18 protein-coding genes and 1 pseudogene are annotated in these 22,399 nt (G+C 72.1%); 9 read left to right on the forward strand and 10 right to left on the reverse strand.

The window, feature by feature from the left end; all coding sequences use genetic code 11:
- The first annotated feature begins 62 nt into the window (after positions 1–62).
- From ACZ3I3_RS26385 to ACZ3I3_RS26395, 3 genes are all read left to right on the forward strand, one after another.
- Positions 63–3,782 carry an ABC transporter ATP-binding protein gene (locus tag ACZ3I3_RS26385; RefSeq protein WP_467369033.1) on the forward strand — a complete coding sequence of 1,240 codons (3,720 nt, stop codon included), beginning with the start codon at positions 63–65 and terminating at the stop codon, positions 3,780–3,782.
- A gap of 109 nt (positions 3,783–3,891) precedes the next feature.
- Positions 3,892–4,284 (forward strand): hypothetical protein, encoded by a 393-nt coding sequence (locus ACZ3I3_RS26390; RefSeq protein ID WP_356033033.1) that lies wholly within the window; start codon positions 3,892–3,894, stop codon positions 4,282–4,284.
- 96 nt (positions 4,285–4,380) lie between these two features.
- Positions 4,381–5,817 carry a S28 family serine protease gene (locus ACZ3I3_RS26395; RefSeq protein WP_467369035.1) on the forward strand — a complete coding sequence of 479 codons (1,437 nt, stop codon included), beginning with the start codon at positions 4,381–4,383 and terminating at the stop codon, positions 5,815–5,817.
- Between the two features lie 43 nt (positions 5,818–5,860).
- Here the strand turns inward: ACZ3I3_RS26395 and ACZ3I3_RS26400 are convergent, their stop codons facing one another.
- The 5 genes from ACZ3I3_RS26400 to ACZ3I3_RS26420 all read right to left on the reverse strand — a co-directional run bounded on the left by ACZ3I3_RS26400 (position 5,861) and on the right by ACZ3I3_RS26420 (position 12,032).
- Positions 5,861–6,517, reverse strand: coding sequence for a hypothetical protein (locus ACZ3I3_RS26400; RefSeq protein ID WP_467369037.1), 657 nt, complete (start codon positions 6,515–6,517; stop codon positions 5,861–5,863).
- Between the two features lie 112 nt (positions 6,518–6,629).
- Positions 6,630–8,474, reverse strand: a complete 1,845-nt coding sequence (locus ACZ3I3_RS26405) for a glycoside hydrolase family 3 protein (protein WP_467369039.1) — start codon at positions 8,472–8,474, stop codon at positions 6,630–6,632.
- A 410-nt stretch (positions 8,475–8,884) separates the two neighbouring features.
- Positions 8,885–9,682 carry a sugar phosphate isomerase/epimerase family protein gene (locus tag ACZ3I3_RS26410; protein WP_467369312.1) on the reverse strand — a complete coding sequence of 266 codons (798 nt, stop codon included), beginning with the start codon at positions 9,680–9,682 and terminating at the stop codon, positions 8,885–8,887.
- 32 nt (positions 9,683–9,714) lie between these two features.
- Complete coding sequence (locus tag ACZ3I3_RS26415; protein WP_467369042.1) at positions 9,715–10,884, reverse strand: dihydrodipicolinate synthase family protein; 1,170 nt, start codon at positions 10,882–10,884, stop codon at positions 9,715–9,717.
- Positions 10,881–12,032: a Gfo/Idh/MocA family protein gene (locus tag ACZ3I3_RS26420; protein WP_467369043.1), complete on the reverse strand. Its 1,152-nt coding sequence runs from the start codon at positions 12,030–12,032 to the stop codon at positions 10,881–10,883. The genes ACZ3I3_RS26415 and ACZ3I3_RS26420 overlap by 4 nt, the downstream gene beginning before the upstream one ends.
- A 314-nt stretch (positions 12,033–12,346) precedes the next feature.
- On the opposite strand from ACZ3I3_RS26420, the gene ACZ3I3_RS26425 reads away from it, so the two are divergent.
- Together ACZ3I3_RS26425 and ACZ3I3_RS26430 are read left to right on the forward strand one after the other, a co-directional pair.
- Entirely contained in the window at positions 12,347–13,396 is a 1,050-nt protein-coding gene (locus ACZ3I3_RS26425; protein ID WP_086565000.1) for a LacI family DNA-binding transcriptional regulator, read from the forward strand.
- Between the two features lie 186 nt (positions 13,397–13,582).
- Positions 13,583–13,714, forward strand: a pseudogene (locus ACZ3I3_RS26430) (IS5/IS1182 family transposase); the annotation flags it as partial.
- A 62-nt stretch (positions 13,715–13,776) separates the two neighbouring features.
- Here the strand turns inward: ACZ3I3_RS26430 and ACZ3I3_RS26435 are convergent.
- On the reverse strand, positions 13,777–14,349 hold the full coding sequence (locus ACZ3I3_RS26435) for a dihydrofolate reductase family protein (protein WP_467369044.1): 573 nt from the start codon (positions 14,347–14,349) through the stop codon (positions 13,777–13,779).
- Between the two features lie 214 nt (positions 14,350–14,563).
- Between ACZ3I3_RS26435 and ACZ3I3_RS26440 the strand changes: the two genes are divergently transcribed.
- Both ACZ3I3_RS26440 and ACZ3I3_RS26445 read left to right on the forward strand, forming a co-directional pair.
- Positions 14,564–15,496, forward strand: a complete 933-nt coding sequence (locus ACZ3I3_RS26440; RefSeq protein ID WP_467369045.1) for a bifunctional helix-turn-helix transcriptional regulator/GNAT family N-acetyltransferase — start codon at positions 14,564–14,566, stop codon at positions 15,494–15,496.
- Positions 15,497–15,540: 44 nt separating this feature from the next.
- Positions 15,541–16,344: a sugar phosphate isomerase/epimerase family protein gene (locus tag ACZ3I3_RS26445; protein ID WP_467369046.1), complete on the forward strand. Its 804-nt coding sequence runs from the start codon at positions 15,541–15,543 to the stop codon at positions 16,342–16,344.
- Between the two features lie 115 nt (positions 16,345–16,459).
- Here ACZ3I3_RS26445 and ACZ3I3_RS26450 read toward each other — a convergent pair whose 3' ends face one another.
- The gene (locus tag ACZ3I3_RS26450) at positions 16,460–18,025 is read right to left on the reverse strand and encodes a vWA domain-containing protein (RefSeq protein ID WP_467369315.1); all 1,566 of its coding nucleotides are present in this window, start codon (positions 18,023–18,025) and stop codon (positions 16,460–16,462) included.
- Between the two features lie 232 nt (positions 18,026–18,257).
- Positions 18,258–19,454 carry an AAA family ATPase gene (locus ACZ3I3_RS26455; protein ID WP_467369048.1) on the reverse strand — a complete coding sequence of 399 codons (1,197 nt, stop codon included), beginning with the start codon at positions 19,452–19,454 and terminating at the stop codon, positions 18,258–18,260.
- A gap of 78 nt (positions 19,455–19,532) precedes the next feature.
- Here ACZ3I3_RS26455 and ACZ3I3_RS26460 point away from each other — a divergent pair, with 78 nt between their 5' ends.
- Together ACZ3I3_RS26460 and ACZ3I3_RS26465 are read left to right on the forward strand one after the other, a co-directional pair.
- Positions 19,533–20,246, forward strand: coding sequence for a GNAT family N-acetyltransferase (locus ACZ3I3_RS26460; protein ID WP_467369050.1), 714 nt, complete (start codon positions 19,533–19,535; stop codon positions 20,244–20,246).
- Positions 20,247–20,302: 56 nt separating this feature from the next.
- Entirely contained in the window at positions 20,303–20,806 is a 504-nt protein-coding gene (locus ACZ3I3_RS26465) for a GNAT family N-acetyltransferase (protein WP_467369052.1), read from the forward strand.
- A 238-nt stretch (positions 20,807–21,044) separates the two neighbouring features.
- Here the strand turns inward: ACZ3I3_RS26465 and rbsD are convergent, their stop codons facing one another.
- Positions 21,045–21,434 (reverse strand): D-ribose pyranase, encoded by a 390-nt coding sequence (gene rbsD, locus ACZ3I3_RS26470; RefSeq protein WP_436731344.1) that lies wholly within the window; start codon positions 21,432–21,434, stop codon positions 21,045–21,047.
- Positions 21,431–22,333, reverse strand: a complete 903-nt coding sequence (locus ACZ3I3_RS26475) for a ribokinase (protein WP_467369055.1) — start codon at positions 22,331–22,333, stop codon at positions 21,431–21,433. Before ACZ3I3_RS26475 ends, rbsD begins: the two co-directional genes overlap by 4 nt.
- Positions 22,334–22,399: the final 66 nt, after the last annotated feature.

Here is a 22,399-nt window from a genome sequence, read left to right on the forward strand (position 1 = left end):
GAAAACAGCCTCCCACGGCGTTGGTGCCTTCCGGCAGACCAGGACGATCGGAGGGCGACCGCGTGACACCGCAACGGGGATGGGCACGACGACTGTGGGCCTATGCGTGGCGCCACCCGAAGGACGTCGTACTCGCCCTCGGCTCCTCGCTGGGCGGCATGGCCGTCATGGCGCTGGTCCCGCTGATCACCAAGGTGATCATCGACGACGTCATCAGCGACCACACCCGCTCGATGACCACCTGGGCCGGCCTCCTCGTCGCCGCCGCACTGGTCGTCTACGTCCTCACCTACATCCGCCGCTACTACGGCGGCCGCCTCGCCCTCGACGTCCAGCACGACCTGCGGACGGAGATGTACGGCACGATCACCCGGCTCGACGGCCGCCGCCAGGACGAGCTGTCCACCGGCCAGGTCGTCGGCCGGGCCACCAGCGACCTCCAGCTGATCCAGGGCCTGCTGTTCATGCTCCCGATGACCATCGGGAACATCCTGCTCTTCCTGATCTCCCTGGGGATCATGGCGTCGCTGTCGCTGCCCCTCACCCTCGTCGCCCTGGCCGTCGCCCCCGCCCTGTGGTGGATCGCCAAGCGCAGCCGCACCCGGCTGCACCCTTCCACCTGGTACGCCCAGGCGCAGGCCGCCGCCGTCGCCGGCGTGGTCGACGGCGCCGTCAGCGGTGTCCGCGTGGTGAAGGGCTTCGGGCAGGAGGACCAGGAGACCGGCAAGCTCAGGGCCGTCAGCCGCCGCCTCTTCGCCGGGCGGCTGCGCACCATCCGCCTGAACTCCGTCTACACCCCGGCCCTGCAGGCCGTCCCCGCCCTCGGCCAGGTCGCGATGCTGGCGCTCGGCGGCTGGCTCGCGGTCGGCGGGCACATCACGCTCGGCACGTTCGTCGCCTTCTCCACCTACCTCGCCCAGCTCGTCGGCCCGGTCCGCATGCTCGCCATGGTGCTCACCGTCGGCCAGCAGGCCCGCGCCGGCACCGAGCGCGTCCTGGAGCTGATCGACACCGAGCCGTCCCTCGAGGACGGCCGCAAGGACCTGCCCGCCGACGCCCCCGCGACCGTCGAGTTCGACGACGTCTCCTTCGGCTACGACGAAGACCGCCCCGTCCTCGACGGCCTCTCCTTCGAGATCCGCCCCGGTGAGACCCTCGCCGTCGTCGGCTCCTCCGGCTCCGGCAAGTCCACGGTCTCCCTGCTGCTGCCGCGCTTCTACGACGTCACCCGCGGTGCCGTCCTCGTCGGTGGCCACGACGTGCGCGAACTGACCCTGGAATCACTCCGGGCCGCGATCGGGCTGGTCCCGGAGGACTCCTTCCTCTTCTCCGACACGGTCCGCAGCAACATCGCCTACGGCCGCCCGGACGCCACCCAGGAGGAGATCGAGCAGGCCGCCCGCGCCGCCCAGGCGCACCGGTTCATCAGCGAGCTGCCCGACGGCTACGACACCACCGTCGGCGAGCACGGCCTCACCCTCTCCGGCGGCCAGCGCCAGCGCGTCGCCCTCGCCCGCGCCATCCTCAGCGACCCGCGCCTGCTGGTCTTGGACGACGCCACCTCCGCCGTGGACGCCCGGGTCGAGCACGAGATCCACGAGGCGCTGAAGGAGGTCATGCGGGGCCGCACCACCCTGCTGATCGCCCACCGCCGCTCCACCCTGAACCTCGCCGACCGCATCGCCGTCCTGGACGGCGGCCGCCTCGCCGACATCGGCACCCACGACGAACTCCAGCGGCGCTCCGCCCTCTACCGGCGCCTGCTCACCGACCCCGACGAGCTGGGCGCGGTCTCCCCGGGCCACACCCAGCCGGCCTGCCCCCAGGAGGACACCTCCGTCCGGGACGAGCTGGACGCCGAGTTCGACGCCGAGCGCGGGGTCACCCCACGGCTGTGGACCGGCGACCGCGAGCGCAAGGACCTCGCCCTCGCCGAGAGCCCGGCCACCCCCGAGCTGCTCGCCCAGGTGGAGGCGCTGCCCCCGGCCACCGACGCCCCCGACGTCGACGAGAAGCAGGCCGTTCAGCCGGAGGAGTCCTACGGACTGCGCCGGCTGCTGCGCGGCTTCGGACTGCCGCTGCTGGTCAGCCTCGGGCTGGTCGCCGTCGACGCGGGCATGGGCCTGCTGCTGCCGATCATGATCAGGCACGGCATCGACTCGGGCGTCACCCAGGTCGCGATCGGCGCCGTGTGGGCGGCGTCCCTGCTCGCGCTGCTGACGGTGGCCGTGCAGTGGGCGGCCCAGGTCGGCGAGATCCGGATGACGGGACGCACCGGCGAGCGGGTGCTGTACTCGCTCCGGCTGAAGATCTTCTCCCAGCTCCAGCGCCTCGGGCTCGACTACTACGAGCGGGAGCTCACCGGCCGGATCATGACCCGGATGACGACCGACGTAGACGCGCTGTCGACGTTCCTCCAGACGGGCCTGGTCACCGCCTTCGTCTCGGTCGTCACCTTCTTCGGCATCATGGTCGCCCTGCTGGTGCTCGACGTGGAGCTGGCACTGGTCGTCTTCGCGACACTGCCGCCGCTGATCATCGCCACGTTCTTCTTCCGCCGGGCGAGCGTGAAGGCGTACGAACTGGCCCGTGAACGCGTCTCGGTGGTCAACGCCGACCTCCAGGAGTCGGTGTCCGGGCTGCGGATCGTGCAGGCCTTCCGGCGCGAGCGGGACGGCGGGCGGCGGTTCGCCGGGCACAGCGACAGCTACCGCCAGGCGCGCATCCGGGGCCAGTGGCTGATCTCCGTGTACTTCCCCTTCGTGCAGTTCCTGTCGTCGGTGGCGGCGGCGGCCGTGCTGATCGTGGGCGGCGCGCGGGTCGACGACGGGACGCTGGCGATCGGCTCGCTGGTGGCCTACCTGCTCTACATCGACCTGTTCTTCGCGCCCGTGCAGCAGCTCTCCCAGGTCTTCGACGGCTACCAGCAGGCGTCCGTCTCGCTGGGCCGCATCCAGGAGCTCCTCCAGGAGCCGACGTCGACGAAGTCCGCCGACGAACCCCGCGAGGTGCTGTCCCTGCGCGGCGACATCGCCTTCGAGGACGTGCACTTCGCGTACGGCGACGACGAAGAGGCCCTCGGCGGGGTCGACCTGCGCATCCCCGCCGGGCAGACGGTGGCGTTCGTCGGCGAGACCGGCGCGGGCAAGTCGACCGTCGTCAAGCTCGTGGCCCGCTTCTACGACCCGACCGGCGGCCGGGTCACCGTCGACGGCACCGACCTGCGCGCCCTCGACATCACCTCGTACCGGCACCGTCTGGGGGTCGTCCCGCAGGAGGCGTACCTCTTCCAGGGCACCGTCCGCGACGCCATCGCCTACGGCCGCCCCGACGCCACCGACGCCGAGGTCGAGGCGGCGGCCCGCGCGGTCGGCGCGCACGAGATGATCGCCACGCTGGAGGGCGGCTACCTCCACGAGGTCGCCGAGCGGGGCCGCAACCTCTCCGCCGGACAGCGCCAGCTCATCGCCCTGGCCCGCGCCGAGCTGGTCGACCCGGACGTCCTGCTCCTCGACGAGGCGACGGCCGCCCTCGACCTGGCCACCGAGGCCCAGGTCAACCAGGCCACCGACCGCCTGGCGGGCCGCCGCACCACCCTCGTCGTGGCCCACCGCCTCACCACCGCCGCCCGCGCCGACCGGGTCGTCGTCATGGACCACGGCCGGGTCGCCGAGGACGGCACGCACGAGGAGCTGCTCGCGCGCGGCGGGCGCTACGCCGAGCTGTGGCGGACGTTCATCGGCGCCGCGGAGCCGGAGGAGCCGGTCGGCGCGTCCCGGTGAGGCCCGCGACCGGCGTTTTCGTAACGCTCGTGCAACCGTCCGACATACGTCATGCGTCCGTACACCTGTACGCCGATGGTCGCGCACGACGCGGTACGGGAGGACGACAGTGGACAGTGGAGCGATACGCCGGCGGCTCGCGCTAGGCCTGGCCGTGCTGACCGCCTCCGGCCTGCTGGCCGTCGCGGCGCCGGGCGAGGCGCAGGCCGCCGCATCCGCCTCGTGTCCCGGCCGCAAGGTCCGCACCCTGCCCTTCTCCACCGGAACCGTGCTCGTCTACAAACGCGGCGGCTACGTCTGCGCCGTGACCGTCACCAAGAAGCCCGGTGTGAAGCGGAAGATGTCGGTGAGCGTGCAGGCACGCGGCAACCGCCCGGTCGTCGACGAAGGTCGGTACTCCTACCACGCCGGCCCGGTGATGGTGCACGCCGGGCGCCGCTGCGTATGGCTGAAGGGCAGGGTGGGGCAGGGCTCGGTCAGCTCCGGCTGGATCCTGTGCTGACACCCGGCGCATAGAGGGTTATCCCCATGTCCCCTGGTGCTGAGGGGAGTTGGTCCGCTAGCTTCCGGCGCACATCTGTCTCACAGGGGAGTGCGCATGCGCAAGGCGCTCAGATGGCTGCTGGCGCTCACGGTGCTCATAGGCACACTGGGCACGGCGGGAGCGGCCACCGCCGCCGACGCCACCGGCACCGACGGCACCACCGACATCAAGGAAAGGCTGCTCTCCATACCGGGCATGAGCCTGGTCGAGGAGAAGCCGTACACCGGCTACCGCTTCTTCGTCCTGAACTACACCCAGCCGGTCGACCACCGGAAGCCGTCGAAGGGCACGTTCCAGCAGCGCATCACCGTGCTGCACAAGGACGTCGCGCGCCCGACGGTCTTCTTCACCAGCGGCTACAACGTCTCCACGACGCCCCGCCGCAGCGAGCCGACCCAGATCGTGGACGGCAACCAGGTCTCCCTGGAGTACCGCTTCTTCACCCCGTCCCGGCCCTCCCCGGCCGACTGGACCAAGCTGGACATCTGGCAGGCGGCCAGCGACCAGCACCGCGTCTTCAAGGCGCTGAAGGGCGTCTACGCCAAGAAGTGGATCTCCACGGGCGGCTCGAAGGGCGGCATGACCGCCACCTACTACGAGCGCTTCTACCCGCGTGACATGGACGGCGTGGTCGCCTACGTCGCCCCCAACGACGTGGTGAACAAGGAGGACTCCGCCTACGACCGCTTCTTCGCCCGCGTCGGCAGCAAGGAGTGCCGCGACCGGCTGAACGGCGTGCAGCGCGAGGCACTGGTGCGCCGCGAGCCGCTGGAGAAGAAGTACGCGGCCTACGCGCAGGACAACGGCCTCACCTTCAACACCATCGGCAGCTTGGACAAGGCCTTCGAGGCGACCGTCCTCGACTATGTGTGGGGCTTCTGGCAGTACAGCCTGCTCAAGGACTGCGACCAGATCCCGGCCGACGCGAAGAACGCCACCGACGACGAGATCTGGAACTCCGTCGACACGATCTCCGGCTTCTCCGCCTACGCCGACCAGGGCCTGACGACCTACACGCCGTACTACTACCAGGCCGGCACGCAGCTCGGCGCGCCGACCATCGGCTTCCCGCACATCGAGAAGCAGTACATCCGCTACGGCTACCAGCCGCCGCGCAACTTCGTCCCCCGGGACATCCCGATGAAGTTCCAGCCGTCGGCGATGCGGGACATCGACACCTGGGTCCGGCACAACGCCCGCCACATGCTGTTCGTCAACGGGCAGAACGACCCGTGGAGCGCGGAACCCTTCCGCGTCGGCAAGGGCGCGAAGGACTCCTACGTCATGACCGCCCCCGGCATGAACCACGGCGCCAACGTCGCGGGCCTCGTGCCCGAGCAGAAGGCGCTCGCCACCGCCCGCATCCTCGACTGGGCCGGTGTCGCCACCAGCTCGGTGCAGGCGAACCCGCAGGCGGCCAAGCCGCTGGCGAAGTTCGACGCCAAGCTCGACAAGCGGGACATGCACCGCGAGCAGATGCTGCGGCCGTGACCCCGTAGAAGTCCGTAACGCTCGTATCGCGCCCGGTCGTTGCTCACAGCGGCCGGGCGCACCCCACGGGCCGTTCGCCCCCGAGCCGGACGTACAGGGCGGTCGAGGCCGGGCAGTCGGCGCGCCGGACGACCGCCTCGGTCACCTTGTACTCCGGCTCCTGCCCGCCCTTCCCGTCGCACGAGGCCTCGCGGACCTGCCCGTCGCCGGAGCTGTAGACGCAGTCACCGACGATGGTGCGCGGCCCGCCCCCGCCGCCCGGGTCGCCCGGGTGCGGCGGCTGGAGGTTGCGCATACAGGCGTAACCCTGCGGCACGGCCCCGTCGCCGTCCTCGTCGGAGGCGGGCCGCTGCTCGCTGATGTGCAGCACAAAGTCAGTGGTTCCCGGGCAGCGCGGCCCGTCCCGGACCGTGCCGTCGTGCCGCGCCACGACCCGGGCCGCCGCCCGCTCTCCGGCGCACGGCACCTCGGTGAAGCTCGTCGTGCCGAACGAACTGCACTCGTCGACCGCGAGGAACACCGCCCCGTACCCGGACGGCCGGGTCACCGGCGCCGACCCGGCAGCCGTGGTCCCCGACTCCGGCCCGCCCAGCCGCCCGTCCTCCACGACACCCGCCGAGGGACTCTGACACCCGGTCAGCAGCACACCGACCAGCACCAGTAGCCCCCACACCACCCCCGCCGAACTCTTCGTACGCATTGCCGTCCCCCCAGTGCCCTGGCCCAGCGTGGCCCGCTCCGAGGGGCGCACGCCAGGCACCTGGGTGGGTTTGCGCACCTTGGGGGTGGTGCGCCCGGTCCGTGGCGTACGTCTAGTACGTCAGCCCGTGCCCGATCGGGTACAGCACCTGCTCCGGATCATCCGCCCGCTGCACCGGCACGGGCAGTTTCCCGCGGGGAGCCACCCGTCCCGCGATCACCCGTGCGGCGGCCCGCAGTTCGACGTCGGTCCAGGAGTACGCCGCGAGGCACGCCGGGACGGAGGGCAGCTGGGCCACGTCGTACGGATTGCGGATCGCGACCGCCACGACCGGCCTCCCCGTCGCCACGAGCTGCTCGACCAGCGTCTTCTGGCCGCTGCCCGCCGTGACGTTGTACGTCGCCGCCACCACCGCGTCGGCGTCCCGCGCCGCCGCGACCGCACGGGCGATGACCGCCGCGGACGGGGACGTGCCCGTCGGCAGGGCGGTGGCGGTGAAGCCGAGTTCGGTCAGCGCGGCGGCGAGCACTCCCGTCGGCGGTCCGGTCGTCCCCGAGGGGGATGCCGGATCGGCCCCGACCACCAGCACCTTGGGGTACCGGCGCCGGGGCAGCGGCAGCAGCCGCCCCTCGTTGACGAGCAGGGTGGTCGTCCGCTCGGCGATCCGGTCGGCCGCCGCCAGGTGCGCCCGGGTGCCGACGGTGCGGTCGACGCCCTCCTGACCGACGTACGGCGTGCGGAACAGGCCCAGTTTCGTCTTCAGCCGCAGGATCCGCAGGAGCGACTCGTCGAGCCGCGCCTCGGTCAGCTCGCCGCCGCGCACGGCCGTGAGGACCGCGTTCCAGGCGAGGTCCAGGTTGGGCGGGTTGAGGAGCTGGTCCACGCCCGCCTTCAGCGCGAGCACCGGCACCCGGTCGTCGCCGTACTTGGTCCGCACCCCCTCCATGCCGAGGGAGTCCGTGACCACGACCCCGTCGTAGCCGAGCCGTTCGCGGAGGATGCCGGTGAGGATCGGGCGCGAGAGGGTGGCCGGGTCGCCGGAGTCGTCCAGGGCCGGGACCATCAGATGCGCCGTCATGATCGAGTCGATGCCCGCGGCGATCGCCGCCCGGAACGGCGGTGCGTCCAGCTTCTCCCACAGCTCCCGGCTGTGCGTGATGGTCGGGAAGCCGGTGTGGCTGTCGACGTTGGTGTCCCCGTGCCCGGGGAAGTGCTTGGCGGTCGCGGCCACCCCGGACCCCTGGTACCCGGCGACCTCGGCGGCCACCAGCGCGGCCACCGCCTTCGGATCGGCCCCGAAGGACCGTACGCCGATGACCGGGTTGGCCGGGTTGACGTTCACGTCGGCCACGGGGGAGTAGTCCTGCCGGATGCCCATCGCCCGCAGCTCACGCCCCGCGATCCGCCCGAGGCCGCGGGCGTCGGACCGCGACCCGCCCGCGCCGACGGCCATGGCGCCCGGGAAGAGCGTCGCCGGCTTGCCCACCCGGGCGACGATCCCGTGCTCCTGGTCGGTGGAGACGATCACGGGCAGTCCGCGCGGCAGTTCCAGGGAGGCCCGCTGGATGCCGTCGGACAGAGCGGCGATCTGGTGCGGCTCGCGGGTGTTGTGGGCCCAGGCGAAGTAGATGATGCCGCCGACCCGGTACTTCGCGACGAGCTCGGCGGCGGTGCGGACCCCGATCTCCTTGAGGTTGGCGTCGATGTCGGCCTGGTCGGGGGCGGTGGCGGAGTGGCCGTACACCCGCATCACGAAGAGCTGGCCGACCTTCTCCTCCAGCGTCATGCGGGAGACGAGGGCGCGCAGTCGCCTGTCGTCGATGGCGTCGGCGGCGTACGCGGGCCCGGCGGCCGCGAGGGCGCCGGCGGCGCCGGCCGTGGCGGCGAGGACGGTGCGTCTGGAGGGCTGTGCGGTGTTTCCCGTGCTTCCCGTGTTTCCCGTGCCGGTGTCGTGCACGTGCGCTCCTTCCGGAGGTGATCCGCTGGGATCCGCTGAAGGAAACTTCCAACGGCACACCACTAACCGGGAAGTTTCTGCCAGTCAAGGGAACGCACACTAACCGCGCAGGGGCCGCCACCGGCGCGGTTGGAGGGGGACGCGCCGATGGCGGCGGTGCCGCCGGCCGCGGTACGGCGGAGAGGGTGGTCAGCGATCGCAGCCAGCAGCGAGGGCCGACACCGCACCGTGGTGACTCTCCGGCGGCCTGCGATTGGACGACGGGAGTCCGGACCGGGTTCCCGGCGCGGGCCGGATTTCCGGAAGTCGGTACGTGAGGGGAACCAGGGTTCCGCGGGGCGGATGAGCCATACGGCCGCTGCTCCGCCCGGATCTTCGGGGCGGGGCAGCGAGGGCGCTTCAGGGCCGGATCACAACGTGTGTTCGACGAACCGCGCCGCCGTCTCGGCCAGCACCTCCCGTCCGTCCCTCGCCCACAGCCCGTCGTTGAACAGCTCCACCTCGATCGCGCCGGTGTAGCCCGCGGCCTCCACGTACCGCTGCCACTCCCGCATGTCGATCGAGCCGTCGCCGATCTGGCCCCGGCCGGTCAGCACGCCCTCCGGGAGGGGAGTCGTCCAGTCGGCGAGCTGGAAGGTGTGGATCCGGCCGCCCGCACCCGCCCGGGCGATCTGTGCGGGAGCCGTGTCGTCCCACCAGATGTGGTACGTGTCGACCGTGACCCCGACCTGGTGCGCAGGGAAGCGTTCGGCCAGGTCCAGGGCCTGGGCCAGTGTCGACACCACGCAGCGGTCGGAGGCGTACATCGGGTGCAGCGGCTCGATGGCCAGGCGGACGCCGTGACGTTCCGCGTAGGGGCCCAGTTCCGACAGGGCGTCCGCGATGCGCTCGCGTGCCCCGTGCAGGTCCTTCGAGCCCGCCGGGAGTCCGCCCGAGACCAGGACCAGGGTGTCGGTGCCCAGCGTCGCCGCCTCGTCGATCGCCCGGCGGTTGTCGGCCAGGGCCTCGGCGCGCTCGCCCGGGTCGATCGCCGTGAAGAAGCCGCCCCGGCACAACGTTGTCACCGTCAGGCCCGCGTCCCGGACCAGCTTGGCCGTGGCCTCCAGCCCGTACGCCTGGACCGGCTCGCGCCACAGGCCCACGTTCGTGATGCCCAGGTCGCCGCAGGACTCGACCAGTTCCGGCAGCGGCAGCTGCTTCACCGTCATCTGGTTGATGGAGAAGCGCTCCAGTCCTTCGCTCACTGGTCCACCCCGTACACGCTCAGCAGGTTCTTCATCCGCTCCTCCGCCAGCTTCGGGTCGGGGAACAGGCCCAGGCCGTCGGCGAGTTCGTAGGCCTTCGCGAGGTGCGGCAGCGAACGGGCCGACTGGAGGCCGCCGACCATCGTGAAGTGGGACTGGTGGCCGGCCAGCCAGGCCAGGAACACCACGCCCGTCTTGTAGAAGCGGGTCGGGGTCTGGAAGAGGTGCCGGGAGAGTCCGACCGTGGGGTCCAGCAGGTCGCGGAAGCCCTGCGTGTTCCCCGTGTCGAGCACCCGGACCGCCTCCGCCGCCAGCGGGCCCAGCGGGTCGAAGATGCCCAGCAGGGCGTGGCTGAAGCCCTGTTCGTCGCCGGCGATCAGCTCGGGGTAGTTGAAGTCGTCGCCCGTGTAGCAGCGCACGCCCTGCGGCAGGCGGCGGCGGATGTCGATCTCGCGCTGCGCGTCCAGCAGCGAGACCTTGATGCCGTCGACCTTGTCCGGGTGGGCGGCGATGACGTCCAGGAAGGTGCGGGTGGCGGCGTCCAGGTCAGTCGCCCCCCAGTAGCCCTCCAGCGCCGGGTCGAACATCGGGCCGAGCCAGTGCAGGACGACCGGCTCGGACGCCTGGCGCAGCAGGTGGCCGTACACCTCCAGGTAGTCCTCCGGCCCCTTGGCGACCGCCGCCAGGGCCCGGGAGGCCATCAGGATCGCCCGCGCGCCGGACTCCTCGACGACCGCGAGCTGCTCCTCGTACGCGGCGCGGATCTCCGCCAGGCTGTACGGGTAGCCGATCTCGGTGGCCGACAGCTGGTCGGTGCCCACGCCGCAGGCGATGAGACCGCCGACCGACTTCGCCTCCGCCGCCGACCGGCGGATCAGCTCCGCCGCGCCCGCCCAGTCCAGGCCCATACCGCGCTGGGCGGTGTCCATCGCCTCGGCGACGCCCAGGCCGTGCGACCACAGGTGCCGGCGGAAGGCCAGGGTGGCGTCCCAGTCGACGGCGGCGGGCGAGTCGGGCGACACGTCCGCGTACGGGTCGGCGACGACGTGCGCCGCCGAGTAGACCGTGCGGGAGGTGAAGGGCGTGCCGGGGCTCACCAGGAGCGGTTCGGTGCGCGGCTCGTACGTCCGCGACGCCCCGTTGCTGTCCGGGAGTCGGATGGTCACGGCTGGATCTCCGGAACGTCGATACGGCGGCCCTCGGCCGAGGACTTCAGGCCCAGCTCGGCGAGCTGGACACCACGGGCGCCGGCCAGCAGGTCCCAGTGGTAGGGGGCGTCGGCGTAGACGTGCTTGAGGAACAGCTCCCACTGGGCCTTGAAGCCGTTGTCGAACTCGGCGTTGTCCGGGATCTCCTGCCACTGGTCGCGGAAGACCTCGGTGGCGGGGATGTCCGGGTTCCAGACGGGCTTGGGCGTGGCCGAGCGGTGCTGGACGCGGCAGTTGCGCAGGCCGGCGACGGCCGAGCCCTCGGTGCCGTCCACCTGGAACTCGACGAGCTCGTCGCGGTTGACGCGCACGGCCCAGCTGGAGTTGATCTGGGCGATGGCACCGCCCTCCAGCTCGAAGATGCCGTACGCGGCGTCGTCGGCGGTGGCGTCGTAGGGCTTGCCGTTCTCGTCCCAGCGCTGCGGGATGTGGGTGGTGGCGATGGCCTGGACGGACTTCACGCGGCCGAACAGCTCGTGCAGGACGTACTCCCAGTGCGGGAACATGTCGACGACGATGCCACCGCCGTCCTCGGCGCGGTAGTTCCAGGACGGGCGCTGGGCGGCCTGCCAGTCGCCCTCGAAGACCCAGTAGCCGAACTCGCCGCGCACGGACAGGATCCGGCCGAAGAAGCCGCCGTCGATGAGGCGCTTCAGCTTCAGCAGGCCGGGGAGGAAGAGCTTGTCCTGGACGACGCCGTGCTTGATGCCGGCCTCGTTCGCCAGGCGGGCCAGGGCCAGGGCGCCGTCGAGGCCGGTGGCCGTGGGCTTCTCGGTGTAGATGTGCTTGCCGGCCGCGATGGCCTTCTTGAGGGCCTCCTCGCGGGCGGAGGTGACCTGGGAGTCGAAGTAGATGTCCACCGTCTCGTCGGCGAGGACCGCGTCCAGGTCGGTCGAGACGTGCTCCAGCCCGTGCCGCTCGGCCAGCGCCTTGAGCGCGTGCTCACGGCGGCCGACCAGGATCGGCTCGGGCCACAGCACGGTGCCGTCGCCGAGGTCGAGGCCGCCCTGCTCACGGAGGGCGAGGATGGAGCGGACCAGGTGCTGGCGGTAGCCCATGCGCCCGGTCACGCCGTTCATGGCGATACGCACCGTCTTGCGTGTCACGTCGTTCCCTTCGTACGCGGTCGTCGCGCCGCGTACGCCCCACTGATGAGCGTTACAGCAAGCGCTTTCTATATGTGAAGAAGCTAGCCTCTGAACCGCGGTCCGGACAAGACCGTGACCAGGACGAGTTGTTCGAGGGGGCGAACAACCAAGGGTCGGGGGCTTAAGGTCTGCTCGGAACCATGGCCACAGGTCTGTCGGAACCAAGGCCGGCAGGTCTGTCGGAACCAAGGCCACAGGTCTGTATGTGTACGAGGGCGACTCTGCATGTGTACGAGGGCGGACGACGAGATGCGCGACCGGAGGACGACGAGATGACGGTGACCCTGGCGGACGTGGCGGCCCGCGCGCAGGTCTCGCCCGCGACGGTGTCGCGCGTGCTGAACGGGAACTACCCCGTGGCCGCATCCACCCGGGAGCGGGTGCTGAAGGCCGTGGACGAGCTGGACTACGTGCTCAACGGGCCCGCGAGCGCCCTGGCCGCCGCCACCTCCGACCTGGTCGGGATCCTGGTGAACGACATCGCCGACCCGTTCTTCGGGATCATGGCGAGCGCGATCCAGGCCGAGATCGGCGGGCCGGGCGGCCGCGCGGGCGGGGAGAGACTCGCGGTGGTCTGCAACACGGGGGGCTCTCCCGAGCGGGAGCTGACGTATCTCACCCTGTTGCAGCGCCAGCGGGCGGCGGCCGTGGTGCTCACCGGCGGGGCGATCGAGGACGCGGCGCACCAGGCGGCCATGGACACCAAGGTGCGGAAGCTGGCCGACGCCGGGACGCGGGTCGTGCTGTGCGGACGCCCGCCGGCGCCGGAGACCGGGGCGATCGCGCTGACCTTCGACAACCGCGGGGGCGGGCAGGAACTCACCGAGCACCTGATCGGGCTCGGGCACCGGCGGCTCGGCTACATCGCGGGCCCGGAGGAACGGACCACCACCCGGCACCGGCTGGAGGGGCACCGGGCCGCGCTCGCCGCGCACGGCATCGAGGAGGACCCCCGGTGGACGGTGCACGGGCGCTACGACCGGCGGTCCGGCTACGAGGCGACGCTGGAGCTGCTGCGGCGCGACCCGTCACTGACGGCGGTCGTCGCCGCGAACGACTCCGTCGCGCTGGGGGCGTGCGCCGCGCTGCGGGACTCCGGGCTGCGGATTCCGGAGGACGTGTCGGTGGCCGGGTTCGACGATCTGCCGTTCAGCATCGACGCGGTGCCCGCGCTGACGACGGTGCGGTTGCCGCTGGCGGAGGCCGGGGCGCGGGCCGGTCGGATCGCGATGGGGCGGGAGGAGGCACCGCCTGGAGGGATCGCTTCGGTGCGGGGGGAGTTGATGGTGCGGGGGTCTTCCGGGGTGCCGCGGGTTTCCTGACCTCGGCGGTCCGGCCCGGGCCTGCCGGAGGCTGCCGCCCCCGGGCCGGGCGGGCGCGGACGCCGGTGTTTGTTCCAGGAGTCGAAACCGACCTGAGCCGTGTCGGTGGACGCCATGATCGTGCGCGTCACCAGCACGCGGCCGGGGCCCGCAGGCGACCCGGCCGGTGACGGGGCCGGCCACGCCATCGGCCGGTCCTGCGGTGGGCCGGCCAGCGGGATCCCCCTCGCAGCCGATGCCCGCCGCCGACCCCTCGCGTTCTTTCTCACCGCCGGACAGGCCGGTGACGCGCCCGCCTTCGCCGACGTCATGGCCCGCAGTCCCGGCGGATTCAGCGCGACCACCTGCACGCGGCGGCAGGGCGAGTACAGGGAGCCTCGTCAGCGGACGACGTCGAAGACGTTCTTCTGCAGACCGTTGGCGTAGACCTCGTGCTCGACGAGCTTCAGCTTCTGGGTGTCCTTGTCCGTGGCGCTGAAGAGCCGCTTGCCCGCGCCGAGCAGGAGCGGGAAGACCAGCAGGTGGTAACGGTCGATCAGGCCGGCGTCCGAAAGGCCCTGGTTCAGGGAGGCGCTGCCGTGGACGATGATCGGGCCGCCCTCGGTCTCCTTCAGCGCGGCGACGTCGTCGAGCGAGCGCAGGATCGTCGTCTCGCCCCAGTTCGACACCAGGTCGTCCTCGGTGAGGGTGGTGGAGACGACGTACTTCGGCATCACCTTGTAGTCGGCGAAGTCCTCCATGTCGGGCCACACCGGGCTGAACGCCTCGTAGCTGGTCCGGCCCAGCAGCATGGCGGTGGCTTCCCGCTGTTCCCGGCCCTTGATCTCGTATGCCTCGGGGAGGAACTCGACGTCCTTGAAGGTCCACCCGGAGTTCCGGTAACCGGGCTCGCCGCCCGGGGCCTCCATGACGCCGTCGAGCGAGATGAAAGCGGTGCTGATCAGGGTGCGCATCTAAGGTTCCTCGGTGTCTCGTGTCCGGTTCTCAGCGGATTCAGTCGGTGCACGCTTCCGCCACGCTCGCGGCTGCGGCCCACCACCCATGATCTGTGACTGCGGATCACGCAGAAACTCATCGGCCGTCACGCTGTCTAGCCCCGGCCGTCCTGGACGTCTAGGCTCGACCCACGGGAATCTCTGACTGAGTCAAGCATCGGGGGTCGTGGTCATGACCGTCCAGGACATCCGCTCCTTCAACCGCTTCTACACGAACGTCATCGGCGCGCTCGACTACGGCCGTCACCTCTACGCGCCCTACACCCTCACCGAGTCCCGCGTGCTCTACGAACTCGCGCACGCGCCGCGTACGGACGCCGCCGACCTGCGGACCCAGCTGCACCTGGACGCCGGGTACCTGAGCCGCATCCTGAACAAGTTCGAGGAGGACGGGCTGGTCGAGCGCGGACCGTCCGAGACGGATCCGCGCCGCCGCAGCGTCACCCTCACCGAACGCGGCCGGGAAGCCGCCGCGCTCCTCGATGAGCGGGCGCGCGAGACGGTCGGAGCGCTCCTGGACACCGTGCGCGCCGAGGACCGGCCGCGGCTGGCGGAGGCGATGCGGACCGTCCGGACGATCCTGGGCGAGGGCCGGGCGCCACGCCCCGAGGACGTCGTCCTGCGCGAGCCCGCCCCCGGCGACCTCGGCTGGATCGTGCAGCGCAACGCCGCGCTGTACGCCGCCGAGTACGGCTTCAACCTCGACTACGAGGGCCTGGTCGCCCGGATCGTCGCCGACTACGCCGAGGACCACGACCCGCATCTGGAGCGGACGTGGATCGCCGAGCTGGACGGCCGGCCGGTGGGGTGCGTCATGGTCGTACGGGACGACGCGCCGGGGGCCGCCCGGCTCCGGCTGCTGCTCGTCGAGCCGGACGCGCGCGGCCTGGGCATCGGGGACCGGCTGGTCGGGGCCGTCGTCGCCTTCGCGCGCGAGGCCGGTTACCGCGAGGTCGTCCTGTGGACCAACGACATCCTCACCGCGGCCCGCCGCATCTACCAGCGCCACGGCTTCGTGCTGGTCGCGGAGAAACCGCACCGCTCCTTCGGCCAGGACCTGGTCGGCCAGGACTGGCGACTGGATCTTCACGCAACACCCGAGTGACGAAGGGGAGTCGCCGGCAGGGGTGCCGGGTAGGGTCCGTCCACATGAAGCTGGCGTTCTCCACCCTCGGTGTCCCCGGCCTGCCCCTGCCCGACGTCCTGCGGCTCGCGACCGTGCACGGCTACCACGGTGTGGAGCTGCGCGCCCACCCCGAGGAACCGGTCCACCCCGGCCTCGGCTCCGCCGAACGGGCCGATGTCGCGGCAGAGTTCAAGGGGTCGGGCGTAGAGCTCCTGGGCCTGGCGGGCTACGCGCGCGTCGCCGCGCCGGGCGACGACGAACCCGTCCTGGCCGAGATCCGCTCCCTCCTCGACCTGGCCCGCGACCTCGGCGCCCCGTACATCCGGGTCTTCCCCGGCGGCGACCTGGACGTCCAGACCCCCGAGGAGGCCGACGCGACGGCCGCCCGGCGGCTGGGCACGGCCGCCGAGTACGCGAACGACCTGGGCGTCCGCATCCTCCTGGAGACCCACGACTCGCACCGCACCGCCGCCGACGCGATGCGCGTCCTCGGGCTGGTCGGCCACCGCCAGGTCGGCGCGCTGTGGGACGTGATGCACACCTGGCTGGGCGGCGAACAGCCCTCGGAGACTTACGCGGCGCTCTCCCCGCACCTCGGCTACGTCCAGGTCAAGGACATCGCCTCCGCCGAGGACACGACCCCGTTGCCGCTCGGCGCGGGCGTCCTGCCGCTGGCCGAGTGCGTGGAGGTGCTCTCCCGGCACGGCTGGGACGGCTGGCTGTGCTGGGAGTACGAGAAGCGCTGGTACGAATCGGTCCCCGAACTGCCCGGCCTGCTGAAGGCGGGCCACGAGCACCTGAACCGGCTGCTGAACGAATCGGCGTGACGGGGCGCGGGGCGCCGGTCCGGGGCACCTGACCGGGCCCGGGCGCCGGCGCTCGGCTGCCTCGCAGGGCCGGAGGAACGGACGACGGCCCGGCCCCGTACGCGCTCCCGGCGCGTCAGATCACGCGGAACAGGTCGGCGGCCGCGTGTACGTCGGTGAGGTCCTCGACGGAGCGGAGGTTGTCGCACAGCGCCTCCAGCACCGAGCCGGCCTCGCCGACGCGCGGGGCGCCGACGACCACGCCGAACACCCGGAAGCCGAGCCGGCGCTTGGCGTCGTTCCAGCCGCGCATCCACTCCTCCGTGACGCCGCAGTCGTCATCGGTGATCATCACGATGTCGCCGCGCCTGCGGGCCGTGTCGCCGAACTCCTCCTCCAGCAGCTCGCCGGCCGCCGACAGCGGCGTCTGGTAGCTGGTGCCGCCGCCGAGGAAGGTCTCCGCGAAGTCGACGACCCGGTCCGTGCCAGCGGACCGGCCGGCCGGGAAGCGGAAGACCTGGAGCCGGCCGGGGGCGGAGAACAGGATGCCGACGAAATCGCGCCCCGCCTCGCGCGCCTGGTCCAGCAGCGCCAGGGCGCACCCCTTGGCCCACGCCTCCCGCGTGATCCCGCCGGGCCCGGCCTCGTACATCGAGTGCGAGGTGTCCACGCACGCGATGATCGCGCCCTGGCCGGTGGACTGCTCCCCCTGACTGTCGTAGAGCATCAGCTCCCCGGCGGCGTACCGCACGGCGAACACCGCACGCAGCTCGGGCACACCGAGGCCTGCCAGCTCCGAGGGGATGACCCGGGAGAGGTCGTCGCCGAGCGTCACACCGACCAGCTCCCCGGTGGCGTTCTCCACCTTGCGGGCGCGCTCTCCCCTGGCCATCTGCCGGAAGCGGCCGATCAGCTCGGCCCACCGCGCGAGCCGGCCGGTGCGCAACCGCTCGGCGAGCCGGGCGCGCTCGTCGAACGGCATCCGCTCCAGCTCACCGGGGCCGACGCCCCACGCCCGCAGCAGCGCGGACTCCTGCCGCACGGCCTGCGCGGCCGTCGCCGCCGCGCTCCGCGCACCCGCCCGGACGCCGGGGGCCGCCACCCCGAGGGCCCGCGCGGCGTCCCGGGCGGCCTGCCGCGCGGCGGTCTCGGCGGCTTGGGCGGTCTCGACCGCCTGCCGTACGGCGTCGGCGGCCGGAGCGGGCACGCTGCCGTCCTGCCCGGCCTCCTCGGCGGCCTGCCGCAGTGCCTCGGCCACGGCGGTCGCCGCGTCTTCGGCGGCCTGCCGTCCCTGTTCCGCCTGCCCTGCCCGTTCCCGGGCCTCCTGGGTGCGCTCCAGCAACCCCCGCAGCGCGGTGGCCTGGGCGAGTACGGCCATGGCGGCGGCGTAGGGGTCACCGGCCGTCTCCCGGCGCAGCTCGGTGAAACCCGGTGACTCCACCAGCGCGGTCACGACTTGGTGGTCGGCCAGCCGGGAGGGAGCCATCTCCACGGGCTCGCGCAACTGCGGGGCGGCCTTGTAGGCGGCCAGGAACACATCCGTCAGCAGGTCGGTGGCGTGGGCGTGGCGCACGTCGAGCTCCTCGGCCAGCTCGCGCAGTGCGGCCGACTGCTCGTAGGTGTCGCGCCAGGTCATCCGGTCGAACCGGTCCGCGACCACGACCGCGGTGTGCCGCCCGGGCACGGCGGAGGACAGCCCCATCCACTTCCCGGCCAGGCTCGCCAGTTCATCCGGCCCGCCCAACTCTTCAGGCCCGCCCAACTCTTCAGGCCCGCCCAGGTCCTCCGGCCCGTCCGGCCCGCCCACCTTGTCCGGCCCGTCCGGCTCCTTCGGCCCGCCGACCTCGTCAGGCCCGTCCAGCCCGTCCACCTCGTTCAGCTCCTCCGGCCCGCCAGAAGCCCCGTCCACGGTCACCCGTCACTCACTCCCGGATTCAGAGCTGCGCCTGCACCATGCTCGCGTCCACCCCGAGGGCCTCGGTGAGAACCCGGGCGCGGACGGCGCGCTGGCGGTCGGTGACCCGGTCGATGGCGGCGGTGGAGCGGCCCGCTGCCACGGCCTCCTCGCGGAGCTTCTCCAGCCGCTTGCCCGCCGTGGCGAGCCTGTTGTGGGCCTTCTTGATGACCCAGTCGCTCAGCGCCTCGCGGGACTGCCCGGCCATGGCGTCGAGCTGCGCCTCCAGTTCGTCGATGGTGTCGGCCAGGTCGAGCGCCTCCTTGGCGTCGGGGTTGACCAGGTGCAGCACCTCGCGCTCGACGGTGGGGCGGTCGGCGGGGGAGTCCCACAGCACGTGCGTCAGCAGCGACAGGTCCGTCTCGTCGACCGCCGGGCGGCCGTCGAGGTAGGCGGAGGCCTGGAGCAGCCCCACCGACTGCCGCCAGCGGCGGTCGGAGGCGACGAGTTCCTTGCGGCGCAGGGCGGCGCGCAGCGTGCACACCGCGTCGACGATCGCGTCCGGGACGTCCACGGCCGGGACGGCTTCGTACACCGCGTGCTGCAACGCGGCCAGTTCGACGGTGGTCCTGGCCGGTGCCGCCGGCCGCCGGACGGCGGACCGTACGAGCGCGGCGAAGTTCGAGGGGTTCTCCAGGTAGCCGACCTCGATCCGCACCAGCAGCCGGTCGTAGATCGCCGCCGCGTCGTCCTCACTCGGCAGTTCGTTGCTCGCCGTGATGGCACCGATGAGCGGGCAGCGGATCGGCTCGCCGCCGTTCTCGGGGTGGTAGATCCGCTCGTTGAGATAGCCCAGCGTCTCGTTCAGCGCCGCGGTGGAGCATTTGAAGATCTCGTCGATGAACGCGACGTGCGCGGTGGTGGCGCGGCCGTCGTAGACCTGGCGGTACTCGCCCCGGGCCAGCGCGGCGACGTCGATGGGGCCGAACATCCTCGTCGGCGCGGTGAACTTCGACAGCAGGATCTCCCAGTAGGCCGCGCCCTCGATCCGGCCCGTGAGCTCCCGCGCCATCTCGGACTTCGCCGTCCCGGGCGGCCCGAGCACCAGCGAGTGCTGCCCGGCCAGCAGCGTCACCAGCAGCGTCCGCACGACATCGGCCCGCTCGTAGAACCGCTCCGCCATCTCGTCGCCGATCAACCGCAGTCGCCTGGCGGTGTCCTGCGCGTCCACGTTCAACTCCCTTACGGTGTCGGTCCGGCGAGACGGGCCCTGCGCCCCGAACTCCCGACGAACTGAAAGGTAGCCTGGTTCACGATGACGAACGGCGACAGCGGTGACACCACGGCACTCGACGACCCGGTGGGCGAGTCGCTGCGAGGCCGCCACGCGGAGCTCGGTCGCCGGGCCGGCCGGGCCGCCACCTATCTGCCGCAGGTCGCGACCTTCTCGGCGGTTCCCGCCGAAGCCGACGCGGCGGACTGGGCCGATCTCGCACGGCTCCTCGGCCGGGACGCGTTCGCCGACATGTTCAGCTGCCCGGCGACCCCACCGCCGGACTGGGAGCCGGTCTTCGTCCTCGAAGGCCGCCAGATGATCTGGCCCGCCGGCGGCCGGCCCGCTCGGACACATCCCGCGACCGGCCCCGACGTGGTCGAACTCGGCGAAGCCGATGTGCCCGAGATGCTCGACCTGGCCGCACGAACCCGCCCCGGGCCGTTCTGGCCGCGGACCCGGGACCTCGGCACCTACCTCGGCGTCCGCGAAGGCGGCGCGCTGGTCGCCATGGCGGGCGAGCGGCTCCGGCCGCCGGGATGGACCGAGATCAGCGCCGTCTGCACGGCCCCCGAGGCACGCGGGCGAGGCCACGCCAACCGCCTGGTCACCGCCCTCGTCACCCGCGTCCTGGCCCAAGGCCGACGCCCCTTCCTGCACGTGGCCGAGACGAACACCGAAGCGATCGCCCTCTACGAACGACTCGGCTTCACCAGCCGGAAGCACGTGACGTTCCGCGGCTTCCGCACCCCGTGACGATCTCGCGGAAAGTGTGTTGAACCTCCCTGTCCGCATGGCTAGCGTCACGTCCCATGCCTGCGACCCTGCGCACCGACCGCCTGCTCCTCGACGCCTACACCCCGAAGGACGAGGAGGACTTCGTCGCCCTGTTCCAGGACACCAGGGTCTCCCGGTGGATGGGGGACGGCCCCGCTGCCGAGGCGGACGACCGGGCCCTGTTCGGGCGGATCTTCACCAAGGTCTACGCCGAGGACCTGTTCGACGTGTGGGCGGTCCGGCGCGGCGGGCGACTGGTCGGGCACGCGGAGATCAAGCGGACGGACGCGGTCGACGGTCACGAGATCGTCTACGCCCTCGCCCCGGAGGTCTGGGGGAGCGGCCTCGGGACGGAGCTGGCGGAGGCGCTCGTGGGCTACGGCTTCGACGTGCTCGGGCTGACCGAGGTGCACGCCACCGTCGCCGCGCAGAACGAGGCCTCGCTGCGCCTGCTCGGCAGGATCGGGTTCAGGCACGTCAGGGACGTCGAGGAGGACGGCGGCGGCCTCACCCGTGTGCTGACCCGGCCGGCGCGGTGATCTTCCCAAGGATCCGGTAAGAATCCGGCAAGAAAATCTTGTCCGGCCGTGCAACCCTTTCTGTCCTCCGCGGGTCGTACATGGCGTCAGGACTTTCTGGGAGGGGATCTGGGGGGATCGCGGGGGTTCTGACGGGAGGGGAAAGCCGAGGGGGCCCGGTCGACAGACCGGGCCCCCTTGAAGAAGCTCAGAAGCAGCCTCAGAAGCAGCCTCAGAAACAGCCTCATAAGAGGAAGCCTCAGAAGAAGACGCCGCACCTCAGCAGCACGTTCGCGTACGGCCGTGCCTCGCCCGTGCGGACGATCAGCCGGGCCCCGGCCGACAGCTCCTTGAGCCGCTCGTGCGACACCAGGTCCAGCGACGGGAAGTGCCCGTCCAGGAGGTCCGAAGCCTCCTGGTTCGCTTCCCGTACCTCCGTCGCCGCCGTCGCTCCCTCGACGACCAGCTCCGCCAGCAGCCCCTCCAGCACCTCGGCGAACGCCGGCACCCCGGCCCGGAAGGCGAGGTCCACCACCCGGGGGCCGTCGGGAATGGGCATGCCCGCGTCGCACACCAGCACTCCGTCCCCGTGGCCCAGCTCGGCCAGCGCACCGGCGAGATGGCGGTTCAGTATCCCGTTCCGCTTCACAGTGCGGCGACCTCCGCCGCCGTCGGGAAGGACGCCTGCGCGCCCTCCTTCGTCACGGTCACCGCCCCGACCCGCGCCGCGTACGCGGCCGCCTCCGCGAGGGACTCACCCGCCCCCAGCCGGAAGGCCAGCGCGGCGGTGAAAGCGTCACCCGCGCCGGTCGTGTCCACGGCGCTCACCTTCACGGACGGCACCCGGGAGACACCCTCCGCCGAGGCGACCAGCGCTCCCTCCCCGCCCAGCGTCACGACCACCGACCGCGGGCCCTTCGCGAGCAGGATCCGCGCCCAGTCCTCCGGGCTGTCCCCCACGGCGGCCGAACCCAGGATCACCTTCGCCTCGTGCTCGTTGACGATCAGCGGGTCGCACGCCGCCAGCACCTCCCGGGGAAGGGGACGCGGCGGCGAGGGATTCAGCACGAAACGGCTCCCCGGCGCCAGGTTCCGTACGACCTCCACCACCGTCTCCAGCGGGATCTCCAGCTGCGCCGAGACCACCCGGGAGGCGTGGAAGAGGCTCCCGGCGGCGCCGACGTCCTCCGGGGTCAGCCGGCCGTTCGCGCCCGGCGAGACCACGATGCTGTTGTCCCCGGACGGGTCGACCGTGATCAGCGCGACGCCGGTCGGCGCGCCGCCCACCAGGACACCCACCGTGTCCACGCCGGCCGAGCGCTGCGAGTCGAGCAGCAGCCGGCCGTACGCGTCGTCGCCGACCCGGGCCAGCAGAGCCGTACGGGCTCCGAGCCGGGCGGCCGCGACCGCCTGGTTCGCGCCCTTGCCGCCCGGGTGGACGGCCAGGTCGGAGCCGAGCACGGTCTCGCCGGCACCGGGCCGGCGCTCGACACCGATCACCAGGTCGGCGTTGGCCGACCCCACGACCAGGAGGTCGTAGTCGTACATGAGTCGTCTCCCCACATGAGTGACATGGGCGGGCGGCCACCGTGGGTGACCGCCCGCCGTTCCCCG

This window comes from Streptomyces sp. NPDC016851 (assembly GCF_055562795.1).